General features: G+C 60.9%; 26 protein-coding genes. 12 read left to right on the top strand and 14 right to left on the bottom strand.

Going from position 1 to position 25273, the window contains the following annotated elements; genetic code table 11:
- Positions 1 to 22 precede the first annotated feature (22 nt).
- Complete coding sequence (locus C2L65_RS26045) at positions 23 to 1903, top strand: sensor domain-containing diguanylate cyclase (RefSeq protein WP_042306469.1); 1881 nt, start codon at positions 23 to 25, stop codon at positions 1901 to 1903.
- A gap of 9 nt (positions 1904 to 1912) precedes the next feature.
- Here C2L65_RS26045 and C2L65_RS26040 read toward each other — a convergent pair whose 3' ends face one another.
- The 11 genes from C2L65_RS26040 to C2L65_RS25995 form a co-directional block, all read right to left on the bottom strand.
- Positions 1913 to 2401, bottom strand: coding sequence for a hypothetical protein (locus tag C2L65_RS26040; RefSeq protein WP_042306468.1), 489 nt, complete (start codon positions 2399 to 2401; stop codon positions 1913 to 1915).
- 37 nt (positions 2402 to 2438) lie between these two features.
- Positions 2439 to 4079 (bottom strand): trimethylamine N-oxide permease, encoded by a 1641-nt coding sequence (locus C2L65_RS26035; RefSeq protein ID WP_042306467.1) that lies wholly within the window; start codon positions 4077 to 4079, stop codon positions 2439 to 2441.
- Between the two features lie 107 nt (positions 4080 to 4186).
- Positions 4187 to 5317 carry an aminomethyl transferase family protein gene (locus C2L65_RS26030; protein WP_042306466.1) on the bottom strand — a complete coding sequence of 377 codons (1131 nt, stop codon included), beginning with the start codon at positions 5315 to 5317 and terminating at the stop codon, positions 4187 to 4189.
- 246 nt (positions 5318 to 5563) lie between these two features.
- Entirely contained in the window at positions 5564 to 5860 is a 297-nt protein-coding gene (locus C2L65_RS26025; RefSeq protein WP_042306465.1) for a hypothetical protein, read from the bottom strand.
- Positions 5847 to 6524, bottom strand: coding sequence for a hypothetical protein (locus tag C2L65_RS26020; RefSeq protein ID WP_233446544.1), 678 nt, complete (start codon positions 6522 to 6524; stop codon positions 5847 to 5849). Before C2L65_RS26020 ends, C2L65_RS26025 begins: the two co-directional genes overlap by 14 nt.
- A 31-nt stretch (positions 6525 to 6555) precedes the next feature.
- Positions 6556 to 7947, bottom strand: coding sequence for an APC family permease (locus tag C2L65_RS26015; RefSeq protein WP_007585690.1), 1392 nt, complete (start codon positions 7945 to 7947; stop codon positions 6556 to 6558).
- Positions 7948 to 7980: 33 nt separating this feature from the next.
- Positions 7981 to 8121 (bottom strand): hypothetical protein, encoded by a 141-nt coding sequence (locus C2L65_RS46220; protein WP_007748593.1) that lies wholly within the window; start codon positions 8119 to 8121, stop codon positions 7981 to 7983.
- Between the two features lie 4 nt (positions 8122 to 8125).
- Positions 8126 to 8506: a hypothetical protein gene (locus C2L65_RS26010; protein WP_007585688.1), complete on the bottom strand. Its 381-nt coding sequence runs from the start codon at positions 8504 to 8506 to the stop codon at positions 8126 to 8128.
- 123 nt (positions 8507 to 8629) lie between these two features.
- Entirely contained in the window at positions 8630 to 8965 is a 336-nt protein-coding gene (locus C2L65_RS26005; protein ID WP_007585686.1) for a hypothetical protein, read from the bottom strand.
- A 322-nt stretch (positions 8966 to 9287) separates the two neighbouring features.
- Positions 9288 to 9815: a GNAT family N-acetyltransferase gene (locus C2L65_RS26000; RefSeq protein ID WP_042306463.1), complete on the bottom strand. Its 528-nt coding sequence runs from the start codon at positions 9813 to 9815 to the stop codon at positions 9288 to 9290.
- A 9-nt stretch (positions 9816 to 9824) separates the two neighbouring features.
- The gene (locus C2L65_RS25995; RefSeq protein WP_439650409.1) at positions 9825 to 10694 is read right to left on the bottom strand and encodes a helix-turn-helix domain-containing protein; all 870 of its coding nucleotides are present in this window, start codon (positions 10692 to 10694) and stop codon (positions 9825 to 9827) included.
- A 129-nt stretch (positions 10695 to 10823) separates the two neighbouring features.
- Here C2L65_RS25995 and C2L65_RS25990 point away from each other — a divergent pair, with 129 nt between their 5' ends.
- The 5 genes from C2L65_RS25990 (at position 10824) to C2L65_RS25970 (ending at position 14043) form a co-directional block, all read left to right on the top strand.
- A complete protein-coding gene (locus C2L65_RS25990; RefSeq protein ID WP_042306461.1) occupies positions 10824 to 11078 on the top strand; it encodes a hypothetical protein in 255 nt (84 codons plus the stop codon).
- A gap of 196 nt (positions 11079 to 11274) precedes the next feature.
- On the top strand, positions 11275 to 11643 hold the full coding sequence (locus C2L65_RS25985) for a nuclear transport factor 2 family protein (RefSeq protein ID WP_042306547.1): 369 nt from the start codon (positions 11275 to 11277) through the stop codon (positions 11641 to 11643).
- A 52-nt stretch (positions 11644 to 11695) separates the two neighbouring features.
- On the top strand, positions 11696 to 11935 hold the full coding sequence (locus C2L65_RS25980) for a hypothetical protein (protein WP_042306460.1): 240 nt from the start codon (positions 11696 to 11698) through the stop codon (positions 11933 to 11935).
- 89 nt (positions 11936 to 12024) lie between these two features.
- Positions 12025 to 12354 (top strand): hypothetical protein, encoded by a 330-nt coding sequence (locus C2L65_RS25975; protein ID WP_233446543.1) that lies wholly within the window; start codon positions 12025 to 12027, stop codon positions 12352 to 12354.
- Positions 12355 to 12480: 126 nt separating this feature from the next.
- Positions 12481 to 14043, top strand: a complete 1563-nt coding sequence (locus tag C2L65_RS25970) for a tetratricopeptide repeat protein (RefSeq protein WP_042306458.1) — start codon at positions 12481 to 12483, stop codon at positions 14041 to 14043.
- A gap of 73 nt (positions 14044 to 14116) precedes the next feature.
- Here the strand turns inward: C2L65_RS25970 and C2L65_RS25965 are convergent, their stop codons facing one another.
- Positions 14117 to 14524 (bottom strand): Hsp20/alpha crystallin family protein, encoded by a 408-nt coding sequence (locus C2L65_RS25965; protein ID WP_007585673.1) that lies wholly within the window; start codon positions 14522 to 14524, stop codon positions 14117 to 14119.
- A gap of 16 nt (positions 14525 to 14540) precedes the next feature.
- Complete coding sequence (locus tag C2L65_RS25960) at positions 14541 to 14981, bottom strand: Hsp20/alpha crystallin family protein (RefSeq protein WP_007748619.1); 441 nt, start codon at positions 14979 to 14981, stop codon at positions 14541 to 14543.
- Between the two features lie 998 nt (positions 14982 to 15979).
- On the opposite strand from C2L65_RS25960, the gene C2L65_RS25955 reads away from it, so the two are divergent.
- The 4 genes from C2L65_RS25955 to C2L65_RS25940 all read left to right on the top strand — a co-directional run bounded on the left by C2L65_RS25955 (position 15980) and on the right by C2L65_RS25940 (position 20178).
- The gene (locus C2L65_RS25955) at positions 15980 to 16795 is read left to right on the top strand and encodes an enoyl-CoA hydratase-related protein (RefSeq protein WP_042306457.1); all 816 of its coding nucleotides are present in this window, start codon (positions 15980 to 15982) and stop codon (positions 16793 to 16795) included.
- 74 nt (positions 16796 to 16869) lie between these two features.
- Positions 16870 to 18237 (top strand): MFS transporter, encoded by a 1368-nt coding sequence (locus C2L65_RS25950; RefSeq protein ID WP_042306456.1) that lies wholly within the window; start codon positions 16870 to 16872, stop codon positions 18235 to 18237.
- 43 nt (positions 18238 to 18280) lie between these two features.
- Positions 18281 to 19228: a hydroxymethylglutaryl-CoA lyase gene (locus tag C2L65_RS25945; protein ID WP_042306455.1), complete on the top strand. Its 948-nt coding sequence runs from the start codon at positions 18281 to 18283 to the stop codon at positions 19226 to 19228.
- A gap of 50 nt (positions 19229 to 19278) precedes the next feature.
- On the top strand, positions 19279 to 20178 hold the full coding sequence (locus C2L65_RS25940; RefSeq protein ID WP_042306454.1) for an MBL fold metallo-hydrolase: 900 nt from the start codon (positions 19279 to 19281) through the stop codon (positions 20176 to 20178).
- Between the two features lie 34 nt (positions 20179 to 20212).
- Here C2L65_RS25940 and C2L65_RS25935 read toward each other — a convergent pair whose 3' ends face one another.
- Positions 20213 to 21148: a LysR family transcriptional regulator gene (locus C2L65_RS25935; protein ID WP_042306453.1), complete on the bottom strand. Its 936-nt coding sequence runs from the start codon at positions 21146 to 21148 to the stop codon at positions 20213 to 20215.
- A 317-nt stretch (positions 21149 to 21465) separates the two neighbouring features.
- On the opposite strand from C2L65_RS25935, the gene C2L65_RS25930 reads away from it, so the two are divergent.
- Both C2L65_RS25930 and C2L65_RS25925 read left to right on the top strand, forming a co-directional pair.
- Positions 21466 to 23505 carry a hydantoinase/oxoprolinase family protein gene (locus C2L65_RS25930; protein ID WP_042306452.1) on the top strand — a complete coding sequence of 680 codons (2040 nt, stop codon included), beginning with the start codon at positions 21466 to 21468 and terminating at the stop codon, positions 23503 to 23505.
- Positions 23502 to 25250, top strand: coding sequence for a hydantoinase B/oxoprolinase family protein (locus tag C2L65_RS25925; protein WP_042306451.1), 1749 nt, complete (start codon positions 23502 to 23504; stop codon positions 25248 to 25250). Before C2L65_RS25930 ends, C2L65_RS25925 begins: the two co-directional genes overlap by 4 nt.
- The last annotated feature ends 23 nt before the right edge of the window (positions 25251 to 25273 follow it).

Below are 25273 nucleotides of genomic sequence, written 5' to 3'. Positions count from 1 at the left end.
TGTTTTTCGAAGCGAGAACGTCATGTCGGTTTATCTGTTCGCCACGGTCTTGTTGGCTGCCGTAGCCGCACTGGTGATTCCCAGACTTGGCTACAGTCCCGGCAGCAGTGATCTATTGTATGTCTCGATTGGGCTCGCAGGGGGGCTTGCGGCATTTCTACTCGTCATGGCATATGGCGCGCGACGTACAGCGCCGCGCGCCAGGCGCGCAACCCAGTCGCCCGAACTGGGCGCTTTTGCCGCCAACCTCTCCACGCCCGCCGTGCTGCTCGATAACGACGCGCTCGTGTTCGTCAACAGCGCGTTTCTCAAACATGCCCACTGGGAGTCGTACGCAGACGAAATTGTCGGCATGCCGTTCAGCAATCTCGTGCATCCGCAATCGTTGCTCGATCTGACCGCGTTACTCACGCAATCGCGCGATGGTGAAGAGCGCACCTCGGGCTCGCTGCGGATCGCCTATGGCGACGGCAGTTTTCGTTTGCATCCCGTCACGGCGCTGCGCGCACGCGGTTCGCGCATGACGCTGCTGCAGTTTCCCGCTCCGTATTTGAGCGCGGACGCGCAGCGTAGCGAAGTGCAACTCCTGCAGCACTGCCAGGAAGCCGTTCTGCAATTGCCTCAAGCGCTGTTTCGTGTCGACCGCGAGTTGCGTCTGGTCTTTTCCAATCCCGCGTGGCGCAGTCTCGTGCGTGCCGTTGGCAGCGACGCGGAACTCAAGCTGTTCTCGTCGTATTTTCACCCGGAAGACGCTGAGACACTGAACGCACGCGTGAAGGTATTGCTCGATGGCCATCTGAGCGAACTGGTGACGGAAGCGCGGCTCATCCGCGCCGACAATACGACGGCGCACGTCGAACTGCGCTGCCACGCCGTGACCAATGACGAAGGCGTTCTGGTCGGAGCCGTCGGTCTCGCGACCGATATCTCGAACCGGCGGCGCAACGAAGATGCACTGCGCGCAAGCCGGCGCAGCCTGCGCACGCTGCTGTCCAATCTGCGCGCGATGATCTATCGCGGCCAGAACAACCGCGACTGGTCGATGGAGTTCGTCAGTGAAGGGTGCTTTGAACTGACCGGCTATGAGGCGATCGAGCTGATCGACGAAAGCCGGATCACATTCCGCTCGTTGATTCACCCGGACGACCGCGAATTCGTCTGGAACGAAGTGCGGGCTCGCGTGCTGGCTCGCGAACCGTATGAGCTGACTTACCGGATCGTGGACCGCTCGGGCCAGACCAAATGGGTTTGGGATCAGGGCTGCGGCGTCTATTCGGCTCGCGACGAACTGATGGGGCTGGAAGGGTTCATCGTCGAAGTCGCGCGCAGGCAGATGGTCGAAGAAAACGCCAACCGGCGCCTGACGTTCGAGCACTCGACGGGGCTCACCAGTGTGTCGATGCTCATCGACCGGATGGAGTTTTCCGCGGCCATTTCGTTGCGAACGGCGCTGCCCTGTGCAATTTTCGCGATCAACGTAGGCGAACTCGAACAGGTGGCGACGCGCTTTGGCCAGGACTACGCCGATCGGGTGCTGATCGAATTCGGCAGGCGGCTCGAGGTGACACAAGGGCAACTCAACTGCGCAGCGCTGCTCGACCCGCACGTGTTCGTGGTGCTGGTCGTCGATTTCAGCGCGGACGCGCTCGGCTGGTGCGGCAACGCGCAACAATTGGCGCAGCGCATGACGACCAGCCCGGACGCTGCGCTGGACGAACTCCGGGACAATCTTCGGAGATTGATCGAGGCGCCCGTTCGGGTGGAGGGCCACGAGTTCCGGGTTTCAACCCGTGTGGGCTGCGCATCGATCGGCGACGGCACGATCGACCCGAAGAAAGTGCTGGATCACGTACTGGCCGCTTCAGGCTGGGAAGTCGGTGGCGAGGCGGGCGCAGACAAGTGAGCGCTGCATTCAGAGGTGACTGGCACAGTCCCGCTCGTCCAACAGCGCGAGAACGGGCTCGAGCGAGCGGTCCGGCATGCCTTGCGCTTCAAGGCGGGCAAATTCGAGCAACGCGCGTTCATGACGCGCCAGTGCCGTCAGTATCGCGGCGTCCTCTTCCGTGCTGTTGCGTTCCATCTCGTCGTAGAGCGCAACGAATCGCCCGATCTCCCCGATAAACCACGCGATGAACGCAGGCCACGGCTGCCCGGCGTGTTGCCGGGCAAGCCGGATTCCCTTTTCACGTTGAGCCGCTTCGTCGATCCCCGTGATGCCAAGACGGGCGATCAGCGGCGTCATGCGCATACGCGTCTGATATTCGAGCTGTGCCATGACGGCAAGCTTGCGCTGTCTGTCCGGGGCCACTGCGTCGCGGGCCATCGCGGCGAACCATGCTTCCCCATAGAGTTCGCCTTCGAAGGCCGCCTTGATTCTGCTTATATATTCGGTTCTGTTCACGCACGACCTCACAGGTAGACACCGGACGGGACATCCATTACGCCGGAAACACGGCGAAGTGGTGCGACAGCCAGATCACGAGCACGGCGACAACGAGCGTCAGATAGGGCAGCAAGCCGGCGCGCCGCTTCGTCGCGCCGTCGTCGGACTTCAGTTCCATGTCGTCTAGCATCGCGTCCGGGAAGCGGCCCTTGTCCTGCACATAGTGCCGGAAGATGAAGACGGGAATGATCAGCGCGATTGCCACCAGACCATTACGTAACGTGCCCGGCCCCCAGATATCTGCGCCTGCGCCAATGCACACCAGATCGATGAACCCGCACAGCGCGCCGAGTGCCAGCAGCCAGTTCGGGCATTTGAACGGACGTGCCCAGTTCGGACGGTCGAGCCGGTGAATCCAGCCGGCCTGAAGGTTCAGGAAAACAAATCCGAAGTAACAGACATTGGACATGGCGAGCACCGCGACATTGTCCGACATCATCAGCAGAATCAGGTTGAAGCACAGGTCGGTCCACATCGCGCGTGTCGGGGCGCCGTGTTCGTTCACGTGCGACAGGTAGCGCGGCAGCCAGCCGTCAACGGATGCCTGATACAGCGTGCGGGAGGAGCCCATCATCGACGTCATCACCGACAGCAAGAGTGTGAACACGAGCATGACCACGATCAGGTAGAAGATCGTCGCGCCGCCGCCGATGATTCTCGCCATGGCCGCCGCGACACCCGTGCCGTCGTAGATGTCGGGTGCGAGCAGGCCCTTCAGTCCCATGGCGCCCTGGAATGACAGCGGCACGAGGATATACACCGCGAGGCACAGCAAACCGGAATAGAAGATCGCCTTGAACGTGTCCGTTTTAGGGTTCTTGAATTCACGCGTATAGCAGACGGCCGTTTCGAAACCATAAGTCGACCAGCCGGCCACAAAGAGCCCGCCGATCATCAGCGTCACGCCAGCCGTATTCCATGTTCCCGGCACGACGTTGCCCTTGGCGTCATGCGCAAGCGGCAGCAGCGGAAACCAGTTGCTCATGTGTACGCTGCCCGTGATCAACGGTTCGAGGCCGAACACGGTCAACGGAACCAGGGCGGTAATGCCCATGTACTTTTGCAGTTTGGCGGCGCGTTCCGCGCCGTGATGCTGAACGAAGAATGTCAGCAGCAGGAGTGCTGCACCCAGAATGAACGTCGAGTTGATGCGAAGATTCAGGCCTTCCTTGATGAAGTCGAGCTTCAGCAGGGTAAATGACCACGTGTTGATCGCGGCGTCGGCGGGGAAGAGCGTCGAGAGAACATAGCTTGCGCCGAGACCCGTACCAAGTGCGAGCACGGGCGACCACGCAAACCAGTTGCACCACACGGAGACGGGCGCAAGAAACTTCGAATAGCGGACCCATGCAATCGCGCCATAGATTGACGCGCCACCCGATTTATGTGGAAAGAGCCCGGAAATTTCTGCATACGTGAAGCACTGAATGAACCCGATGGTGATGGACGCGATCCAGATGATCCACGCTGGCTGGCCGACGGTTGCGGCAATGGCGCCCAGCGTAAAAAGAACAAAGGCCGGCGAGCCGCTCGCTACCCAGAAGGCGTCCTTCCACGTCAGCGAACGCTTGAGGGTTGACCGCACGCCGTCGTCGGACAGTCCCTCCAGGCGGTGAATTTCTTCGGTTGCACTCAATTTACGTCTCCTTGAGCACGAACCGGACGTTTCGTCACGGCAGTGCTCTTTAGTTTTGAAGATTCAGTTTGCGGCGGGCGGCTGGATGACGGTTATTGTCAACCGGCTTACCCAACTGCCGTGCGCTTTTTCTTGTCGGGGTCGTCGAAGGGCAGCGCTGCCGCGCTCGCGTGGGCTTCGAGACTGCCTTTTACCTCGAGCGCAACGCCTTCCTGAGCCTGGGCGACGTTCAGGCGCGCAATGGCGAGTGAACGGCCAGTGAGCCGCGAGTACATGCCGCAGGTGATGACGCCAACCTGTTCGCCGTCGTGCCACAGGGTGTCACCGGCAGCCGCAGGTCGCGAGGCGGCGATATCGACGCCGTAGATCCGGAAGCGCTCTTTTCCGGCGAGCCGGAAATGCTCTCGCGCGCCACAGAATTCGGTCTTGCCGGGCGAAACAGTAAAGTCGAGACCCAGTTCCCACAAGGTATCGCCCGCTTTTTCGTCCGCGAATGGGTACATCTCGGAGTTATCGTAGGGGAAGAAGAGCAGATAACTCTCGACGCGCAACCAGTCCAACGCAAGGAACGCACACGGCACGATGCCGAACCCGGCGCCTTTTTGCAGGATGGTGTCCCAGATCAGCGGGGCATCGGCGGCCTTGCAGAAGATTTCGTAGCCACGCTCGCCCGTATAGCCGGTGCGCGAGATCATCACGGGCCGGCCAAAAAGACGTGTTTGCACGTGATGAAAGTAGGGCAGATCGCGTATGCCGGGCACATGTTCCGCCAGAAACTCGACGGCACGCGGTCCCTGCAACGACAGGTCATGCAGGTCATCGTCGAACAGCACGGCGACCTGACGGCCTTGCGCGGAACGCACCAGGCGTTCGTACCCTGTACCCGCGCCATGCACGACCATGAACGCGTTGGGACCCGTGCGGTACACGATGCAGTCATCGACGAACTTGCCTTCCTCGTTGAGGATGGCGGCGTAGGCGGACTTGCCCGGGTAGAGCTTGCCGATGTCGCGTGTCGTCGCCCAATCGAGCAGGGATTCGGCATGCGGGCCCACGTAGTGAACCTTTTTCAGGCCGGAGACATCCATCAGTCCCGCTCTGGTGCGGATGGCTTCGTGATGGTCGGCGAGATCCGTGGAGTAGGTCCACGCGGTGCCCATGCCGTTCCAGTCCTCCAGTTGAGAGCCCAACGCGCGATGACGGTCCGCGAGTGCTGAGATGCGCCATGAATTTGCCATATGACACTCCGTGAAATGGACGGTATGAATGGGAGGGGAGTGCGCATCGTGGGAATTCGCGAACAGGACGAATTGAAGCTACGCAGCATTGTCTCCGTAGGTAAGATCGTTTCCGATCTGGGACAAATGCTCAATCCTGTCGACGGGGTATAACCGGTGAGGTAGGGCTGTCGTGAAGGGAGTACATTTACCCCTCACGAAGCAATTGGATTCAGGCGGAGAGCGAGGTAGAGGTGATGCAGGCGATCAGGCAACAGCGCGATTCCGAAACATCTCCCAACGGAATCTCGCGATGAAATACGCGTCCATCACCGCGATGGCGTAGACAAAAAGCCCGCCAGCATGCCGTCCAGCAAAAGACCGTTCGGGCGCGGCGAGCTGCATTGTGACAAACCCTAACGACAGCATGAAGAACATCATGATCAGCGCGCGCGTTGGCATCCCGTTGATCACCTGGCCCGCGCCGGGTAAAAGGACTGCCGCCACCAGCACGAGATAAGGGTGCAACGGCCGTCTGCTGTGTGTGGCCTCACGCTTGGCCATGGACACCTCCTTTCATCATATCGGTACACACGTGCATGGCCTGGTCCAGCAGCGACTTGACGAGCGCTGCGGGGAGCCGTGCGTCGCGAAACACGGCCCGGCGTAGCACCAGATAATCGCCACGGTCTGCAGCGTGCGCCTGATAGACCATTCTCACGCCGTGGCGCGTGACGAGCATCTCCTTCGCACGCGGATCGGCAAAGAACCGCTTCACGTGAGGGTCCAGCACGGCGAGTGGAAGTTCCGCTGCAGGTCTGTCGGCTTTGATCGTCATTTGGCGAGGCCACGCATGCGGAGTCATGACTCGCACAGGCAAACCGTCGGCGGGTGAATAGAATTCCGTGTTCTGTGCGCGCGCGAGCAGATCGACGGCGCCCGTCATCGGCAATGTGCGTTTCACCGTGACGAGCAGCCAGAGCGACGGCACCTTGCGAAAGGCGACGTCGTCGACGAGCGGCTCGATGCGCACTTCATGCCCGCCATAGCGCCCGGCAAGCGCAGGCCAGGCGACGGCGTCCTGCGTCAGCCGATGCTGCTCGAAGAGCGCGAGGCACGCATCGAACAGCTTGCCACGCTCCGCTCGCAGTGCGTTGCGATCGCGCCAGTACATCAGGCCAAGCGTGGCGAGAAACAGAACGGCCAGTGCGATGCCCATCAATTGCATGTCGAAGCGCTCCATGTTGGCGCGGGCCGCATCAATAGTTCTTCGGACGCGGCCAGTCCATCGTGAACTGATCGCCGCGCTTCACGTACTTGTAGCGATGCAGCGCGAACCAGATCGAGGCCGTGATATAGAACGCCATGATCGACAGCAGCGAAGCGCCATAGCCCAGATAAGTCGCGAAGTAAGTGGCGGTACACAGCACCGCCAGCACGATCGCGGGAATGGGATGGAACGGATGTATGTAGCCGCGATTGATGCTGCCAAGCGGCCACTGCCGGCGGAACTTGACGATATTGATCGACATGAACGTGTAACCGAGCAGGCCGGAGAGAATCGAGAACGTGATCACCTGGTCGAGCAGGCCCGTGAACGCGAACGAAATGGCGATCGGCACGAGAAAGATGATCGCGCGGTAAGGCGTGCGATAGCGCGGATGCACGGCGCCGAACCACATCGGCATATAGCGGTCGCGCGACATCGAGAACCACGCTCGTGACGCGTCGTTGATGCAGCCGTTAGCGGAGGCGACTGCCGAGAACAGGGTGCCCACGAACAGCAGTGTCTGCAAGGACTTGCTGCCCGACAGACGCGCGGCGTCGTAGAGCGGGGTCACCGCCTGGCCCAGATACTCCCACGGCATGAGTCCCGTGGCGACATACCAGGTCATGGCCGCCGCGATCAGCAGCGTAATCATGCCGCACATGGTCCCGAGTGGAATCGAGCGGCCCGCCGAGCGAACCTCTTCAGCAGCCTGACAGGTGCCTTCGATACCGAGGTAATACCACATGCCGAACTGCAAGGCGGCGACGACGCCGAGCCATCCATAGGGCAACTGCGTGAGCAGTTCGTGATGAATCAGCGTTTGCCCCGGATGCCAGGGCGCGACACCCAGGAACAGCACGACGATCGCGATGAATGCGACGGCCGTGATCACGAAGTTGACCGTGAGCGTCACAAACACGCCGCGATAGTTGAGGAGCGCGAGAAACGCGATCGTCACGAGCGTGAACGGGCGCGAGTCGAAGTTCGCGTAGCCTGAGTCGGCGGCCACGGCCTTGATCAGATCGCCGACCACGAGCGCATCCGCGGCTTCGAGCATCGTGTACGCCATCACGAGATAGAGCCCCACGTTGAACGCCATGAGGGGCCCGATGATGTGCTTTGCCTGCGTGTACTGTCCACCTGCCGCGGCGACAGTGGACGTCACTTCCGAGTCGATCATGGCGACGCACGTATAGAGCAGGCCGATGATCCAGCACGCGATCAGCGATCCATATGCACCGCCTTTGGCGACGGAAAAGTTCCATCCCATGAACTCGCCGACGAGCACGATGCCGACGCCGAGCGCCCATACGTGAATCGGTCCCAACACTTTCAGCAACGCGATGCGCTCGCCTGTCTGTCCTGCTGTTGCGTCACTCATGAGCCGCTCCTCCGCGGGTAGATGCCTCAGGTCTTATTCCTTGCCTTCCGTGGAACTCATCAGGAAGTCGTCGTTGTAGTCGCGCCCGACCTTGAATGCGTCGATGAGGATCCACGCGAAGATCAGGATCGACAGGCACCACGCGGCATTGCTCGACCATTGCCAGAAGTTCATCGCGTCACTCCCCGAATTTTTCGGCGATCACCTGCCGATATTGCCTGTCCGACACGCGCAGCACGAAGCCGAAATAACCGACGATCACGAGTGCCGTCACGATCAGCGAGACAGGTTCGATCTGATAGTCGAAGCGGGTGGTAATGATGGGCTTGGCCTGCTCGGCGTCGTAGCCGAGCTTGCGCCATTGCGCTTCCATCGCCGGGTTTTGTCCGAGTTCCCGCCAGGACACCTGCGTTTTCGCGGTTTGCGCTTCGGGTGGCTTGTCGGGTGCCTTGAGCAACAGCGGCGCAAGCAGGCTGCAGTACACGAGCAAGAGGAGAAAGACGCTATCTACAAGCTGCCCGAAGCCTTTCTGAACGGGCGGGACGTAATCGGTTGTCATAGTGAGTTGCTCCTCGCGGGTCGGCGTCGGGTTGGCATGTTCAAGGGCAATGCGGGTACCGCTCAGTTGCCGGCGCGGCAACTGAGGGCGCATCGAAACACGGTGAAAATAAGGTCCGAACGCTTACTTGACGGCTGGACTGAGTGACTCGTCGTCGCGTCTTGCGAGTTCTGCCTTGCTGGCGCGGTTTTCGTCCAGGTGGCGTATGTCGAGGCCGTAGATATGATCCTTGTCTTCCTCGTAATGGCGGATCATGGCAAGGATCGAGGCGGAGTTGAAAACCAGCACGGCACCCACGCCGATGGTGAGCGCGACGCGTACGGACGTATCCGTTGTCTGGGCGGTCATCGCGAAGTAGACGTAGCCCAAGGTGACCCAGAGCGCCAGAAGAGCGATTTGCGCCATGCGCCGGTCGCGCAAGAACATTTGATCGATACGCTTGCGGATTGCGTGTTCCATCTCGGCAACTCCTTGTCGTGCCGGCGACGCCGGCGGTGGTCAATGATCTGGCTGTTTCTCCGTGATTCCCGTGCGTCAACAAAGTTTCCTGACAATATTTGTGCTTTGATGCACGCTTGTCAATATGGTTTGAGGGGGTAGATGGCTGGAAGCCCCGAGCTATGGTGCGCGATACGGGTAGTCGAGGACAGCGGAAATTCGATCGAGGCTCGACGTCGCCGGGCAGCATCGAAGTCGTACAACTGCCGAAGGGGCAGGCAGGCGTGGTCAAGACGTTCGGCGCTTGCACACCCTGGGATTTGCTTTCTGATTCGCCGCGAGTTCAGATGAACCGCACCATCAGATCGGCGTCATGAAACACGCCGTCGATGCAGAGCGCGTCCGGCTCCGTTCCGTACACACGAAATCCCAGCGTTTCATACAGCGCGCGAGCCGAACCGTTCGCGCTCGTGACTAGCAAAACGACCTGCCGCAATCCGTCGACCTGCGCGGCGCGCATGAGCAACTCCGTTAGCAGCGCTCGCCCGACACCGCGTCCCGCGGCTTCATCGGCGACGTACATGCCGATCACGTAGCCCTTGTGGCGCTCCTTGTGCCGTGTCTCGCGCAGCAGCCCGACCGTACCGACGAGCGCGCCATCCGTCGACGACAACGCGCCGAGCAGAAAGCTGCCCGACGCGGCATGCGCGCCACCCAGCATCGCATCGTGTTGCGACGGGCCACGCTCGACGGCCTCTTCATAGCTTTGCCCGAACGCGGCGGGGTGCGTTTTCAAACCACGTAGGCGCAGCGCGAAAAACGCGTCGCGGTCGGCGGGCTCCAGCTGGCGGATCGAAATGTCTTCGTGCATGCGCGTCCCTCAGTCGCCCACAGCGTCCGACGACGCGCGCGTATCCGCGAACTTGCGCAGCGCGTCGGCCGTCTGCGGATCGGCGGGGAAGAAGGCTTCGATCGCGAGTTCCGACAGCGTGACGTCGACGGGCGTGCCGAACACGGTCGTCGTGCTGAAGAAGGACAGCACGCCGATTTCGGTGCGCAGGCGCAGCGGCACGGCGATCTGTTCGAGCGGCGAGGCGGGGCTCTCGTCGGCGGGTTCGGCGTCGGGCGGCGTCGGGTAGGCGGCCAGCTCGTCGTAGAGCGCGGCGAGCGTCGGGTCGGCGCTGACGTCGACCTGGCGCTGCAGGCGCGACAGCAGATGCGCGCGCCAGGCATGCCAGTTGGCGATCTGCGACGCGATGCCGTCCGGATGCATCGACAGACGCAGCGCGTTGACGGGCGCTTCGAGCAGCGCGGGCTTCGCGGCCGTCAGCAGCGGCGCGAGCGCGTTGTTCGCGGCGACGATCGTCCAATGCCGGTCGATGGCGACGGCGGGATACGGCTCGTGGCCCTTGAGCACGAGATCGATCGCTGCGCGCGCCGCGTCCAGCTGGGGGTCGCTCAGTTGCCGCTCGCGGTAGAGCGGCGCATAGCCCGCCGCGACCAGCAGCGCGTTGCGCGCCCGCAGCGGCACGTCGAGCCGTTCGGCCAGATGCATGACCATCTCGCGGCTCGGCTGCGCGCGGCCCGATTCGACGAAGCTCAGGTGGCGCGTCGAAATCTCGGCTTCGGAGGCGAGCAGCAACTGGCTCATCCGGCGCCGCTGGCGCCAGTCGCGCAGCATGTCGCCGACCGTGCGGCTCATCGAAGGGGCGCCCGAGGGCGCGGACAAGGTGGCAGTGAGCGTGTTCATGGCGTCGATGATAGCCAAACCCGGGAGCAATTCCATTACCTGCGAGGTAATGCGTCGCCGCGCGCACAGTCGCCGGCACGGCCAAACGCGCTCATACTGAAGTCCCTAGCGACCGTTCCGGAGGCGAACATGTGGGACAAGATCGAGCACAACGGCCAGGAAGTCTGGGTGCTTCCCGTCACGGCCTATGGGCCGCCCGTGCCGGAGACCTTGTGGCACTACGTCGGTTATGTGTGCCATCACGGCGCCGACGCGCATCTTGCAGGACAAAGCCGCCGCTTCCAGGAACTCGTCGCGACGTTTCACAGCGAAGACGAAGCGCGCGAAGCCGGCTATGACGCAGGCCGGCGGCTCGCCGATCAGATCAGCACCGTGAACGCGTAGCGCGCGTTCGCTGCATCCACTCCGCATGACTTTCTCTCCGGCACCTGCCCGCTGTGAAGCGGCGGGTGCCGCCGGATCATTACCTCCCGCGTAATCGACTCACGTACGTTCATCGACGAATCTTCAGTCCGAGGCCACCGCAAACACGCAGCACGCGGCGGACTTCCCGACCCTCCATCGACTGAAGGAATCCATGATGAACGCACATACCGCACTGATCGACCGTTACTTCGACGCCTGGAACGAAACCGATACCGGCCGCCGCCGCGAGCTGATTTCGGCGACCTGGGCGAACGATGCCGCTTACCTCGATCCGCTTCTGTCCGGCAACGGGCACGACGGCATCGACGCGATGATCCACGCCGTCCATGAGCGATTTCCGCACCACACGTTTCGCCGCACGACCGAGGTCGACGGCTTCGCGGATCGCCTGCGCTTCTCGTGGGAACTGCTGACGCCCTCGGGCGCTTCGATCGTGAAGGGCTCTGACTTCGGCGTCGTCGATACTGCGGGCCGGCTGCAGTCCGTCACCGGCTTTCTCGACGAAGCACCCGGCGCCGCCTGACGCATAGCCAGCAATAACCCGCCATCCCACATACCAAGACAGGAGAACGATCATGCATGAGCCCGCCGTCACCTTGAACGCCGACGCGTATGCACGCGTGCAGGACGCAATCGATGCGGCATCGGGTGCCATCGCCGGATTCGCGCTGCTCGCGGGCGCCCGCGCATTCACGTTCATCGCGCTCGTCGCGTGGCGTGAGCCGGTACTCGGCGGCGCGGGGCTCATGCTGCTCGCGCTGGTCGGCTGGCTCAGATGGTGTTTGTGTCCGAATATGTCACATCAGAACCGTTGACGCCGTTGTTCGTCGTGACTAAAGTGCTGCGCAAGCGTAATGCAGATGTCAGATTTGAACTTCAACAAGACCTCGGGGAACGCAAGACCATGCAAACGACGAACAACATCGGAACGATGGGCACGGGCAGCACGAACAGCGCAGTTGGCAGCAGTGCCGGCACGCAAGCGGGCAACAAGCCGAGCTTCAAGGAGCTGCTCGATCAGCTGACCGATTACACGAAAGGCACCACGGGCGAGCGAATCGAGAAGATGATTCTCGCGAAGCTCGGCATCACGGAAGAAGACCTGAAGAAGATGTCGCCCGAAGAGCGCGAAAAGGTCATGCAGAAGATCCGCGACATGATGAAGAAAGAACTCGAAGCGCAGAAGCAGCTCGAGGAAATGCAGAAGGACCATAAGATCCGCGTGTCAGTTTGATGACACGAAACCGGCCGACGTGACAGCAGCGGAAAGACGCTAAAGCAAAGGCAAGGCGAGGGGCTCGCGTACAATCGGTTCCTCCGTCCTCGGGCGCGACGCGGTGTTGCGCCGAACCGCTGCATCATGAATCACGATATCGCCCAAAGCCTCGCTGACGCACAGCAGAAGTTCACCGCCGGCCAATACGACGAAGCGGCAGCGCTGCTGCACGGCATTCTGTCGATCGATCCAGACCACCACGAAACACTCGAAGCGCTCGGCTATGTCGCGGCGAAGCAGGGTGATTACACGCGTGCAGCCGACTACGCGGTGCGCGCCGCGCAACCCGCCTCGACAACCCCGCAGCAGCTTCATTTCGCCGCGCATATCTGTCAGCTCGCGGGGCGTCATGGCGACGCCATCGCGCTTTACGAGCGCGTGCTTGCCGCCTATCCCGATCACGCGGAATCGCTGCATGGCGCGGCAATGTCGCTCGTCGCGACGGGCGAGCACGAACGCGCGCTGCAACGTCTCGCGCGCCTGACGCAGCGCTATCCGCAATCTGCCGAAGTGCATTACAACCGCGGCACGCTGCTTGGGCAGATGGAGCGGTATGACGAAGAACTTGCGGCGTATCGCCAGGCGATTGCGTTGAAGCCCAATTTCGTGCGCGCGTATGTGAATCTAGGCGTCGCGTTGCGCGATCTGCATCGTTTCGATGAAGCGTTGCAGCAGTTCAAAAAGGCCGTGTCGATCGATGCGAATGATGCCGGTGCGCGCACCAACCGCGCGCAGACCAATCTGCTGCTAGGCGAGTTCGAGCATGGCTGGCGCGAATACGAATGGCGCTGGCTCGACGGCACGATGAGTCACGGCTTGCCCGACGCGACGCTGTGGACAGGCAAGCAGCCGCTCGACGGCAAGACGGTGCTCGTGCATGGCGAGCAGGGATTCGGCGACACGGTGCAGTTCATCCGTTTCGTCGGGCGTCTGAGTGCGATGGGCGCGCGCGTTGTCGTGCGGGTTCAGGATGCGTTGCTGCCGCTGTTGCGCGGCTATCCCGGCTCGGCCGATGTGATCGGCGAAACCGCGCCGCTGCCCGCGTTCGACTACCACCTTCCGATGCTCAGTCTCGCGTTCGCGCTGAAGATACGCGAAACCGATCTGGGCGCTGCAAGCCCTTATATTCATGCAGATTCGCAACTCGCCGCGCAATGGGCCGACGTATTCGCGCAAGACGATGCAAGGCCGCGCGTGGGCATCGTATGGTCGGGCAGCCGCACGCATCTGAACGACCGCAACCGGTCGATTCCGCTCGCGCAGTGCGTGCAGCTGTTCGATGCGAACGCGCAGTTCGTGTCGCTGGTAAAGGACGTGCGCGACAGCGATCGTGCGTGTCTCGATGAATGCGTGGCGCGCGGCGTGTTGCGTGACGTATCCGACGGGCTGACGACTTTCGCCGAGACGGCCGCGCTGGTCGCGCAACTCGATCTCGTGATCACCGTCGATACGGCCGTTGCACATGTTGCCGGCGCGCTCGGCAAGCCCGTATGGATCGCGTTGCCGTTCACACCCGACTGGCGCTGGCAACTGAAACGCGACGACAGTCCGTGGTATCCGCAGATGCGCCTGTTCCGTCAGTCGAAGCGCAATGACTGGAGCGACGTCATAGAGAACTTGCGAGCCGCGCTGGATTTACAGGCATAGCGCAACGCAGCCTTGTTTTGCGCAGACAAAAAGGAGCACTGACAGGTGCTCCTTTTTCACTTCGATAAAGCGCTTAGCCGAGTTTCACTTCGATCCGCCGCGGCTGCGCCTGCTCGCGGCGCGGAATGACGAGCTTCAGCACGCCATCTTTCAAGTTGGCTTCGATCTTCGACGTGTCGAAGTCGTCGCTGATCGAAAAGCGCCGCGCGAAGAAGGGCGCGCGCACTTCCGCGTGCGAGAGCCGCACATTCGACGAAGCCGGGACGACGGATTCACCTTCGATCGTCAGGCTGCCGTCGTGGACGCGAATGTCGAGCTTGTCCTTCGACACGCCGGGCAGATCCGCCCATAGCGTCACCGCCTTGCTGTCCTCGACGATATCGACGGGCGGCGTCAGGGTCACGCGGCGTTCCTGCTGGCGCGCGCCGTTGCGGCTCACCGCGCTCTCGTCGCGCTGGGTCACTTGAGTGTTGTCGCTCATGATGTTTTCCTCGCCCTTATTGAACCGTGATTGCGCGCGGCTTCGACGCTTCGCGCTTGCCGACCGTGATCACCAGACAGCCGTCCACATAACGCGCCTGCACATTGTCGGGATCGGCCTGCTGCGGCAGTTCGACGACACGGCGGAACGCGCCGTTGAAGCGCTCCTGTGCATAGGCGCGCGCGCCTTCTTCCTGCGCCGGGCGTGCCGCCGTGCGCTCGCCTGCGATGGTCAACAGGCCCTTGTCGATCGACAGCTCCAGCTTTGACGGATCGATGCCGGGCGCGAACGCGACGATCTCGATGGCTTCGTCGGTCGTGCCGATGTTGAGGCTCGGGAACGTGCCCGCACGGCTCGAACGCAGGCTCGAAGGGAAGCCGTTGAATACGCTCGACATGTGCCGCTGCAAGCGGTCGAGTTCGCTGAACACATCGGTTCCGAAATACAAGTCACTCATGGTCGCTCTCTCCTCTGAGCGGCGAGGCGCGCCGGCCTGAGTGTGCCGGTTTGCCTGTCATGCCGCGACGAACGAATGGATACATGCAGCGCCGTCATGTCGATGCAGCGGCTGCCCTGATGAGTCGATAGATAGGAAGCCTGCGCAAACTTTCAAGTGCGATTTCTGCAAAAAAAGAGGCCTTGAAATGGGCTGGCGGCGACCCCAGTTACAGGCGTTCACGGGGCGCGGCCCGTGTTTCCGATGCCCGAAAACACCATCTCGACTTCATCGACATGTGCGGCCCTCACTCTCCTGAGCGATTCGGCTGTCAAGTGTGGTGGAGCTATTTGCCCGCCAACGGATGGTGCGAATTCCTCCTGTAGAGCTGAAGTCCCGTTCACCAACCTTTGGCGTGGATAGGCGTAAGGATGCGCATCTCTCGACGGCGGCACGCGCACTTTGTGCAGGTGCTTCGTCAGCGCCGGCCCGACGCTGAGGCTTAATCGACAAGGGTTCCGGGCAGATGCCAGGCGAAAAATAATGCGCCCATGCTGTACTGCAGCGAACGTCAATACGACGTCGCCTGTCCGCCAAACCTCGCTCTGTCGACGCTACTGGTTATCACCGATATAACCTATCGCGTTCACGTGATTGGAAGGTTTCATTACCCGTACGCAAGTCGCATCAGTACACTCGAATTGTCAGTGTGATGGCGCGCCTTGCAACCCTCGGATCGGTAGCGCTGCGAATCACGAATGCCGGGCGGAAGCGATTCGAGGTCGGTGATGCGCTCACTATGCGACCGTGTGTCAGTACGCTATGCCATTACCCAATGGGGTAGTGAATTCGGCAATACATCTCCTCACACTGGCACAAACAACTGGACCCCTTCGAAATCCGGCTGATGTTAACGGCCTGATTGCCTGGCGTGCCTGAAAGCACAAGTGACACAGCCGCTGGTAGCAGAAGCTCGACCGGCGCGGTTATTCATTGATAGACCTGCCTCAGGAGTGACATTGAAGATAGCTCAACACCTCGACCCGGCCACCATCAGCACGTTGGCGCTGGAAGAAATCGACGGACAGATTCTTGTGATTCGGTTGAACCGTCCAGAAGTGTCGAATGCAATCAGTACGCCGATGGGCCATGAGCTGATCAAGGTCTTTGGGGCACTGGAAGTCGACCCGACGCAATACCGTTGCGCGATTCTCACGGGAACGGGCGAGCGGGCTTTCTGCGGCGGCGCCGACCTGAAGCAGCGCGACGGGATGACGGATGAGCAGTTCAGCACGCAACACTATCTGTTTGAAAGAATGGTGCGCGCAATCACCCACTGCCCGATTCCTCTTATCTGTGCTGTCAACGGGTCAGCCGTGGCAGGCGGGCTCGAACTGTTGCTGGCGTGCGATTTCGCGTACGCCTCGAAGCATGCAGTGTTCGGATTTACCGAAGTGAAGCGCGGAATCATGCCGGGCGGCGGGGGCACCCAGCAACTCCCGCGCACGATTGGTACGCGTCGCTCGAAAGAACTGATTTTCCGCGGTTCGAAGTTTTCGGCGGAAGAAGCACTGGCTTGGGGCGTCGTGAACCAGTTGTACGAGCCGGGCCAGGTGCTGGCGCGCGCGATCGAAGCTGCCCGGGATATCTGCACGAGCGCGCCGCTCTCGGTCTCGCAAGCAAAGAAGGCAATTGACCTTGGCATGCAGAGCGACCTGAACACGGGTCTTTACATCGAAATCGAAGCATACAACCGGCTTATTCCGACGCAAGACCGTCTGGAAGGTATCAGCGCATATAACGAAAAACGACAGCCCGTCTTCAAGGGTCGCTAGTCGCACAACAAAGGGAAGCCGTCAGTCGATGCTGGCGGCCTGCTAACCGGCCTCGACGGCTGGAGGAGACATGCATGAATTTGCCCATCGACGCTGCAGCTAGCCCGCAAGCCGAGCAGACGTACCGCAAAATCACCAGACGCCTGATTCCTTTCCTGTTCCTTTGCTATGTGTTCGCTTTCCTGGACCGCGTGAACGTAGGCATCGCACAGCTTGATATGAAGCACGACGTTGGCTTCAGCGACTTGACTTACAGCATCGGGGCAGGGATTTTCTTTCTCGGCTATGTACTGATGGAGGTGCCGAGCAACCTCCTGCTGACAAAAATCGGCGTGAAGCGCACGTTTTCGCGAATCATGGTCCTGTGGGGCATCCTGGCAGCAGCGACGGCATTCGTGACGCTTCCGATGCATTTCTACACCGTGCGTTTCCTGCTCGGTCTTGCGGAGGCCGGTCTCTATCCGGGCATCATTTTCTACCTGACGCGCTGGTATCCGGTGGAACGTCGCGCAAAGGCCATCGCAATCTTCACCTGTGCAACAGGTATCGCAGGTTTGCTTGGTGGACCGATGTCGGGTTGGCTGATGACCCACATGGAAGGTATTCGAGCACTGCACGGCTGGCAGTGGATGTTTGTCGTTCAAGGACTGCCGGCAAGCTTTCTGGGCATCGTAGCCTTCTTCTTCCTGGACGACGGTCCCGAGAAAGCGAAATGGCTGAGCGACGAGGAAAAGGCACAGGTGCTCGCTGACATCATCAAGAGTTCTGGCGTGAGTGACAAGCATGCGGAACACACTTTCGGGCGCGCACTTCTTGACCCACGCGTGTACGTGATGGGGTTCGTCTGGTTTGCACAGATTGCAGGTGTGTTCGCAATCGGCTTCTGGTTGCCCACGCTTATCAAGAGTACGGGGCTGAGCAGTCCGCTGGAAATCGGTCTCTACTCGGCGATTCCGTACTTTGTGAGCTGGCTTGCGCTCATTGGGATGAACTGGAACTCCGACCGGACCATGGAGCGTCGCTGGCACTGCGGCATCACCATGATTGTCGGAGCGACTGGATTGTTCGCGGCAGGCCTGATTCACGGCAGCCTTGCGTGGTCCATCGTTGCTTTATCCGTTGCGACGGCCGGGATTCTTGCTCCCAATCCGCTTATCTGGGCGATTTCGACGGATTACATCCGCGGTAGTGGCGCCGCAGGTGGCGTGGCTTTGGTGAACTGCATCGGTCTGCTTGGTGGTTTCGTTAGCCCGATGATCATCGGGTCCATCAAGACAGCGACTAACAGCATGGTTGGAGGCCTTGGCGCGATCTCTTTGCTCATGGTCCTTGGTGCGCTTGCCGCGATTGTGCTCGCTCCCAAAACGACGGGAGCCAGCTCGGGCGCCGAACTTGCCGCTGGCAAGCTGGATGACTCGGTGGCAGCAAACGCAATGCTTTGACAGGTGCCCGGACGGGTCATCTGGTTACGACGGAGACTCTGGAATGACGACGCGTGAAAAGGTGCAAGTGCGCGAGGTAGGTCTGCGCGATGGTCTGCAAATGGTCCAGACGATTCTGTCGACCGGGCAGAAGCTCGAGTGGTGCCGACGGATGGTAGATGCAGGGTCGGTTGAGATTGAGGTGACATCGTTTGTGCCTCCAAAGATCGTGCCGCAATTTGCCGATGCAGCTGAAGTCGCGCGTGGCGCGCTGGAGATACCAAACCTTCACGCCGCTGCACTCGTGCCCAATCTCAAGGGCGCACAGCGAGCATTAGAAGTTGGCTTGCGAAAAGTACACTACGTGCTGTCAGCCAGTAACGAGCACAACCTTAAAAACGTTCGTCGAACGACTGCGGAGTCTGCTGAAGATTTTCGACGGATTGTTGTAGAGCGTGATGCAGGCGGGAGCACGCCGCACAGCGTCACGCTTGGCGCCGGCGTAGCGACAGCATTCGGCTGCACCCTCTCCGGCCGCGTCGAGGAAAGTACGGTACTTGGTCTCGTCGAAACACTTCTGGAAGCTGGCGCCGACGAAATCACGATTGCCGACACGGTGGGCTATGCGAATCCCGGACAGGTCAGGGCACTGATGCGTCGGGTTCTCGCCATCACTAAAGACGTACCGGTCGCCTGCCATTTCCACGACACGCGCGGCCTTGGTCTTGCAAATGTCGTTGCCGCGCTCGACGCAGGGGTGCGCAGCTTTGACTCGTCACTTGGCGGCCTTGGTGGATGTCCGTTCGCACCCAATGCAACTGGGAACATCAACACTGAAGATACGGTATTCCTGCTGGAATCCGAAGGTCTCGATACGGGCATTGATATCAATGCGCTGCTTGCAATACGAGAGACGATTGCAGGCTGGTTACCGGGCGAACCGTTCACAGGTGCGATTGCGCGTGCAGGCTTGCCGAAGACATTCGATTTACGCGAGACCGCGGTGGCCTAGTGCATTGCGTCCGGGAAACACCATTTTTGAATTGAAAGAAGGAGCGCGCAGTGCAGGTCCAGAAAATTGGCGATATCGAGATTCGCAAAGTGAGTGAGATTGATAGTCTGGAATTTGAGCCGAATTGGCTCTTTCCTACCGTCGACCTCGACTTTGTAAAAGAGCAGCGGAGTTGGCTCGGCCCTCATCTGATTGAGCCGACAGAACTCAAGCTGTATCTCAGCTTCCACAGTTACGTCGTCAAGACCCGTCACCACACGATTCTCGTGGACACCTGCAACGGCAATCACAAGCAGCGACCGTCGATGCCCTCATGGAGCAATCTGCAGACACCGTACATCGAGAATCTGGCCGCAATCGGCATCCGACCGGAAGATATCGATTACGTCATGTGTACGCACCTGCATACTGACCACGTCGGCTGGAACACCCGTCTCGAAGATGGCCGTTGGGTTCCGACCTTCCCGCGTGCAAAATATATCTTCTCGCGCGTCGAGTACGACCATCTGCTGAAGCTGCATCAATCGAACCCTGAGATGCCCGTCAACCGGGGCTCGTTTGTTGACAGCGTCCTGCCTGTCGTCGAACACGGTCAGGCGACGTTCGTGGAAATGGACCACTCTTTCGAACACGAACTCGGCAAGGACGTATGGCTGTCCCCGGCAGTGGGCCACACGGCGGGGCATGTTCTCGTCCACATTGGGCACGAGCATGGCGAGCATGCTGTCATGACGGGTGACGTTATCCATCACCCAATCCAGTTTGTTGACCCTTCGCTTGCCAACGCTGCAGATTTCGACGCAAAGCTGGCTCACGAGGCGCGCCTGGGCGTGATGAGCCGGTACGCAGACACGTCAACAAAGCTTCTTACGGCCCACTTCCCGTCGCCAACGGCGGGGCGGATAGTGAGTCACGGCGACGCGTTCCGCTTCGCTTTCGATAAGGCATAGCGGTCGCGGCGCAGGCGCACACGTGTCTCGAAGGTCACATTTCCGCGATGCGGCTCTGGCAAAGTTCGATGAACTTCTGAACAGGCTGCGTCAGTGTTGCGCCTCGTCGTGTCGCGATGCCGTAGGGAGCGCCTCTTCGTTCGATGTAGAAGGGCAGTATCTTGACCAGGCCACCTGCGGCGAAATACTCGGCAACCTTGCGGGGTATCAGGCCGACCGTGCCGCTTCCCGTCTGAAGCAGAGCGAGCGTGGCGAAGGTTGAAGACGTCTCCATCGCGTAGCGTGGAAAGCTCAGGCCCTCGTCATCTAGCAACTGCTCGAAAAGCGAGCGCATCGGAAGCGTTGCCTGCGGAACGATCCATGGGTTGCCGATGATGTCCGCCAGTTTTACCTCGGTTGTGTCACCCAGCGGGTCGGCGCCGTCAACGACGAGGCAGATTTCTTCGACCTCCAGTGGGATGAAATCGTAGGCTTCTGGGTGGACGCTGACACTGGGCCGCCCGATAACGAGGTCTAGTAAGCGCTGGTCGAGCATGGCGAGGAGGCGCGCGCTGTTATCTTCCCAGACCTCGATCGAGGTATCAGGTTGGGCCTCACGCAACGCCTTCACGGTGGGCGCCAGCCATACTGGCAGCGACCCCATTACGGCGCCAATCGCCAGGGTGCCCCCGCCACCTCGCAGGATTGCGGCCAGTTCATCTCGCATCGTTCCAACGTCCGCCCGAAGGGTTCTGGCGTGACGGATGACGCATCTGCCAAGGTCGTTGGGAACAATCCCTCGCGGCGAACGGGAAAACAGTTCGACACCGAAGATGGCTTCGAGCTCTTGCAGCGATTTGGTTATCGCCGGCTGCGACAGCGAGATCTGGTGGGCTGCCTTGCGCAGCGACCCGTGGTCGTCGAGCGCGATGAGCAGCGCAATATGGGCCCCGCGAAGGCGCCGCAGAATCGCATCGTTACTGGTTATCACGGATATAACCCCAGACGTTCACCTGATTCAAACCTTTCATTATCTGCATGGGAAGGGGCGTCAGTACACTGGACTTGTCGATGGACGCATGCGCGATTCGGACGGCAATGCCCGCCAAAGCAGGGCGCCTGACGACACGGCGCGAGGCGTTTGGCGGTGGGTGATAACTCGCACGAATCACTGCCGCGCAGTGTAACCGCGATTTCTGCCTCGCTGCATGTGGACTGCATCTACGTCCGCGCTGCGATGGGCAACGCGTATCAGCGTCCGACCGGCATTTCCAGAAGGCTCATACCTGTCAACGGAGACAAACAAGCGTGAAACGGATAGGGATTGACGTCGGCGGCACCTTCACCGACGTTGTGATGGTGGACGATTCGACGGGTGCGGTGTGGTCGACCAAGGTGCCTACAACGCCTCAAGACCGGGTCGTAGGAACGGTCGACGGCTTCCGAAGAATTCTTGAAATCTCGGGCTCGAAAAGTGCCGATATTGCCTTTCTTGGCCACGGTACGACGATGGCCACGAACATGGTCGTGGAGGGTACGGGCGCCAAAACTGCACTGGTCACCACTCGCGGCTTCCGCGACATCCTCGAACTACGGCGCGCGTCGCGCCATGACCGTGCTGACCTCTATGACCTGCTGTTCGACAACCCCAGGGCGCTGGTGGAGCGCCGTTGGCGGCTCGAGGTCACGGAGCGTCTACGTTTTGACGGAAGCGTTGAGACGCCGCTCTCACACGAAGAGCTGACGGGGATTGCTGCACGCATCCGTGAGTCCGACGTGGAAGCAGTCGCGGTGTGTTTGCTGCACGCGCACGTCAATCCGGAGCACGAGAAGGCTGCCGTCGCGGCGCTGCGTGAAATGCTGCCCGACCGGTTCGTGAGTGCGTCCCACGAGGTCAATCCTGAAGCCATGGAGTATGAGCGGACCAGCTCGACGGTCATCAACGCGATGCTCGGGCCGGTCTGTGGGCGCTACATCGGTCGTCTGGTCGATGCACTTGCGCAACTGGGCTTTGCCGGCAAGTTTCTCTTCATGCAGTCAAACGGTGGCCTCGCAAGCCCTGCACGCGTTGCGGACCGTCCGATTGTGCTGCTGGAATCGGGCCCCGCAGGTGGTGTCAGCGCTGCAATCCGCAATTGCGAGCGTGGCGACTTGCGCAATGCCATTCTCGGCGACATGGGCGGCACCACGTTTGACGTTTCGCTAATCCGCGATTTCCGACCCGAGATCCGCAACAAGAGCCTGTTGCATAGCTACACCGTGCGTTCGCCCAGCATCGACATCGACTCCGTGGGCGCGGGTGGTGGCTCCATTGTGTGGATTGACGCGGGCGGAGGCGTTCGAATCGGCCCTGAAAGCGCCGCGGCTGACCCGGGACCGGCATGTTACGGACGTGGTGGCAAGCGACCAACGGTCACGGACTGCAACCTCGTGCTCGGCTACATCGACCCGGACAATTTCCTGGGTGGCGAATTCCAGCTGGACGCGAAGGCCGCATGGCGAGTCGTCGAAGAGGTTATCGCAAAGCCCTTGGGAATGAGTGTGCCCGAGGCGGCGCAGGCCGTGCGCTCTGTCGCGAACGCGTTGATGGCGCAGGCGATTCGCATCATGACGGTAGAGCGGGGTTACGACCCGCGTGAATTTTCGTACATTTGCTACGGCGGCGCGGGTCCCGTCCACGCAGTCGACCTTGCCCACGAAATGGGGATTCGCCGGGTGGTGATTCCGCCATTGCCTGGGCTCTTCAGCGCGTTCGGCATGATGGTCGCCGACCAGCAGTATGACTATCAACGTCCGGTTGAATGCGACCTTGCCAGGCTCGGCGATGAAAGGTTGCATTCGGAGTTCGACGAACTGCTCGCGCTCGGTCAAAGCGAGGCGGAGCGTCACGGCGTGGAGGCGAATCAGACCCGCGCAGTGCGGCTGGCGGATTGCCGATATGCCGGTCAGCCCGATGTCATCACGGTCGAGGTATCCAACGACGCATCATGCGCTGCGCTGGCGAGCGAGTTTGAAGCGGCACATCAGCGGCTCTGGAACTTTGTCAGCAAGGACAAGCCGATTGTGGTCGCGAATTTGCGTTTGCAGCTCATCGCGACGAGCGGTTGGCGAGGCGGCGTGGCGCACTCAGAGGACGAAGCGGCCGTCGCGCCCGTTCGTACCCGTGACGTCTATATCGATGGCAATGTCCGCGCCTTGCCGGTCTTTGCTCGAAGCCGGCTCCCGGTGGGCGCCCAGATTGAAGGACCTGCTGTTATCGAAGAGCACAGTAGCTGCGCGGTCTTGAAGGCGTCGCACACAGCCCGCGTCGACGACGACCTGAACCTTGTGATTGAACTGGCGGCATGAACATGGACATCGTTACATACGAAATCATCCGTAGCAGTCTGTTTGCGGTTGCGCGGGAAATGAAGATTGCCATGATGCGGACGGCGGGAAGCCCGCTGATGCACGCGAGTGGCGACTCATCTGCCGCTATCTTCGACGCTGACATGCAACTCGTTGCTCAAGGCAACGACATCCCTACGATGTTGGGCTCGGCGGTGATTTCCACCCGTGTCTCGGTCGAGGCCATTGGTCGCGAAAACCTGCGGCCCGGCGACGTCATTGTCAGCAACGACGCTTACGTCGGCGGCGGCAATCACCAGCCGGACGTCCAGTTCACGCGCCCGGTCTTCGTTGACGGTGAAATCGTTGCCTTCGTGATGACACGTGGGCACTGGACGGACATCGGTGGGCAGTCACCTGGCAGCTATGCAATTGCCACGTGGGACGTGTTCGCCGAGGGCATCCGGATTCCACCCGTCCTTCTCTATCGGAACGACGAGCCAGTGCGCGACGTACTGGAAATCCTGACGCGCAATAGCCGAAACGCGCATGAGCTGCGCCTGGACATTCAGGCGCAATATGCGGGCACCTTCGTGGGTGACCGCCGCATCGTGGACCTGGTTGCAAAGTATGGCGCCACCGCGTTGCGTGACGTGATGAGCCAGAGTCTCGACCACTCGGAGAAACTCATCCGCGCGGAGATTGCGAAGATTCCGGACGGCGTCTACGAGGCCGAGGAATATCTCGACCCCATCGAGGCGCCGGGCTGGAAACACGAGCGCCCGCTGCTGAAGGTCAAGGTCACCGTGAAGGATGACCACATCACGTTCGACTTCACAGGCACAGGCGCTCAGGTGCGAGGCGGAATCAACTGTCCGTTCTCCGTCACCTGCAACAGCACCTGGTTCACAGTCAAGGCGTTGACGGACCTTAGCATCCCGATCAACCAGGGTTGCTATCGGCCGGTGACCATCATTGCCCCGCAGGGCAGCGTTCTCAATTGCGAATATCCGGCGTCGGTCGTATCTGGCAACACCGAAACATCGCCGCGGGTCATCGACCTTCTCCTGAAGGCCCTCGCGCCCGCAGTTCCCAATCGCATTCTCGGACAAAGCAACTGCGCGGCGTGCGCGGGCATCTTTAGCGGACGCGATACGAATCAGGCTCGTGTTGCAGAGACTGGCGAAAAATTCGTCACGATGCACGACGTGCATGCGGGCGGGATGGGCGCGCGAGCAGCCAGGGATGGGGTGAGCGGCATCCGGGTCTATGTCGGCAATGCCGGCAGCCAGTCGATTGAAATGATTGAGCGAACTTCGCCGTTGCTGGTTGAAGAGTGGTCGCTCGTACCCGATACGGGTGGCGCTGGCCGGCAACGTGGGGGCCTGACTTCCCGCCGTGTGTATCGCGTCGAATATGACGAAGCCACGTTCACGGTCTCGGGAGAGCGTGGGCACACGGCGCCGGAAGGCCATTTCGGCGGACTCGCCGGCAGCCCGTTCGTTTGCAAGGTGCAACGAGCTGACGGGCACGACATGGTGGTACCCGCGAAAGGTGGCCAGACAGTCGTGTATCGGAATGACCGCGTCGTTGTGCAGCCGGCAGGTAGCGGTGGATTTGGCGAGCCGCTGGAGCGCGAGCGCGCATTGGTCCTGGCGGACGTCGCCGACGGCTATATCAGTCGGGACGCAGCCGTTCGCCTCTATCAGCTTGACCGCGAACTGATTCAGTCGGAGCAGATTGAAGTCGCCGCGGAGGCAACGTAAGCCGGTGACTGGAAACAAACGGA

Origin of the sequence: Paraburkholderia terrae, from assembly GCF_002902925.1 — a bacterium.
Classification (GTDB): domain Bacteria; phylum Pseudomonadota; class Gammaproteobacteria; order Burkholderiales; family Burkholderiaceae; genus Paraburkholderia; species Paraburkholderia terrae.
The sequence above is the reverse complement of the archived record's forward strand: the minus strand, read 5'-3'. Positions and strand labels throughout refer to the sequence as shown.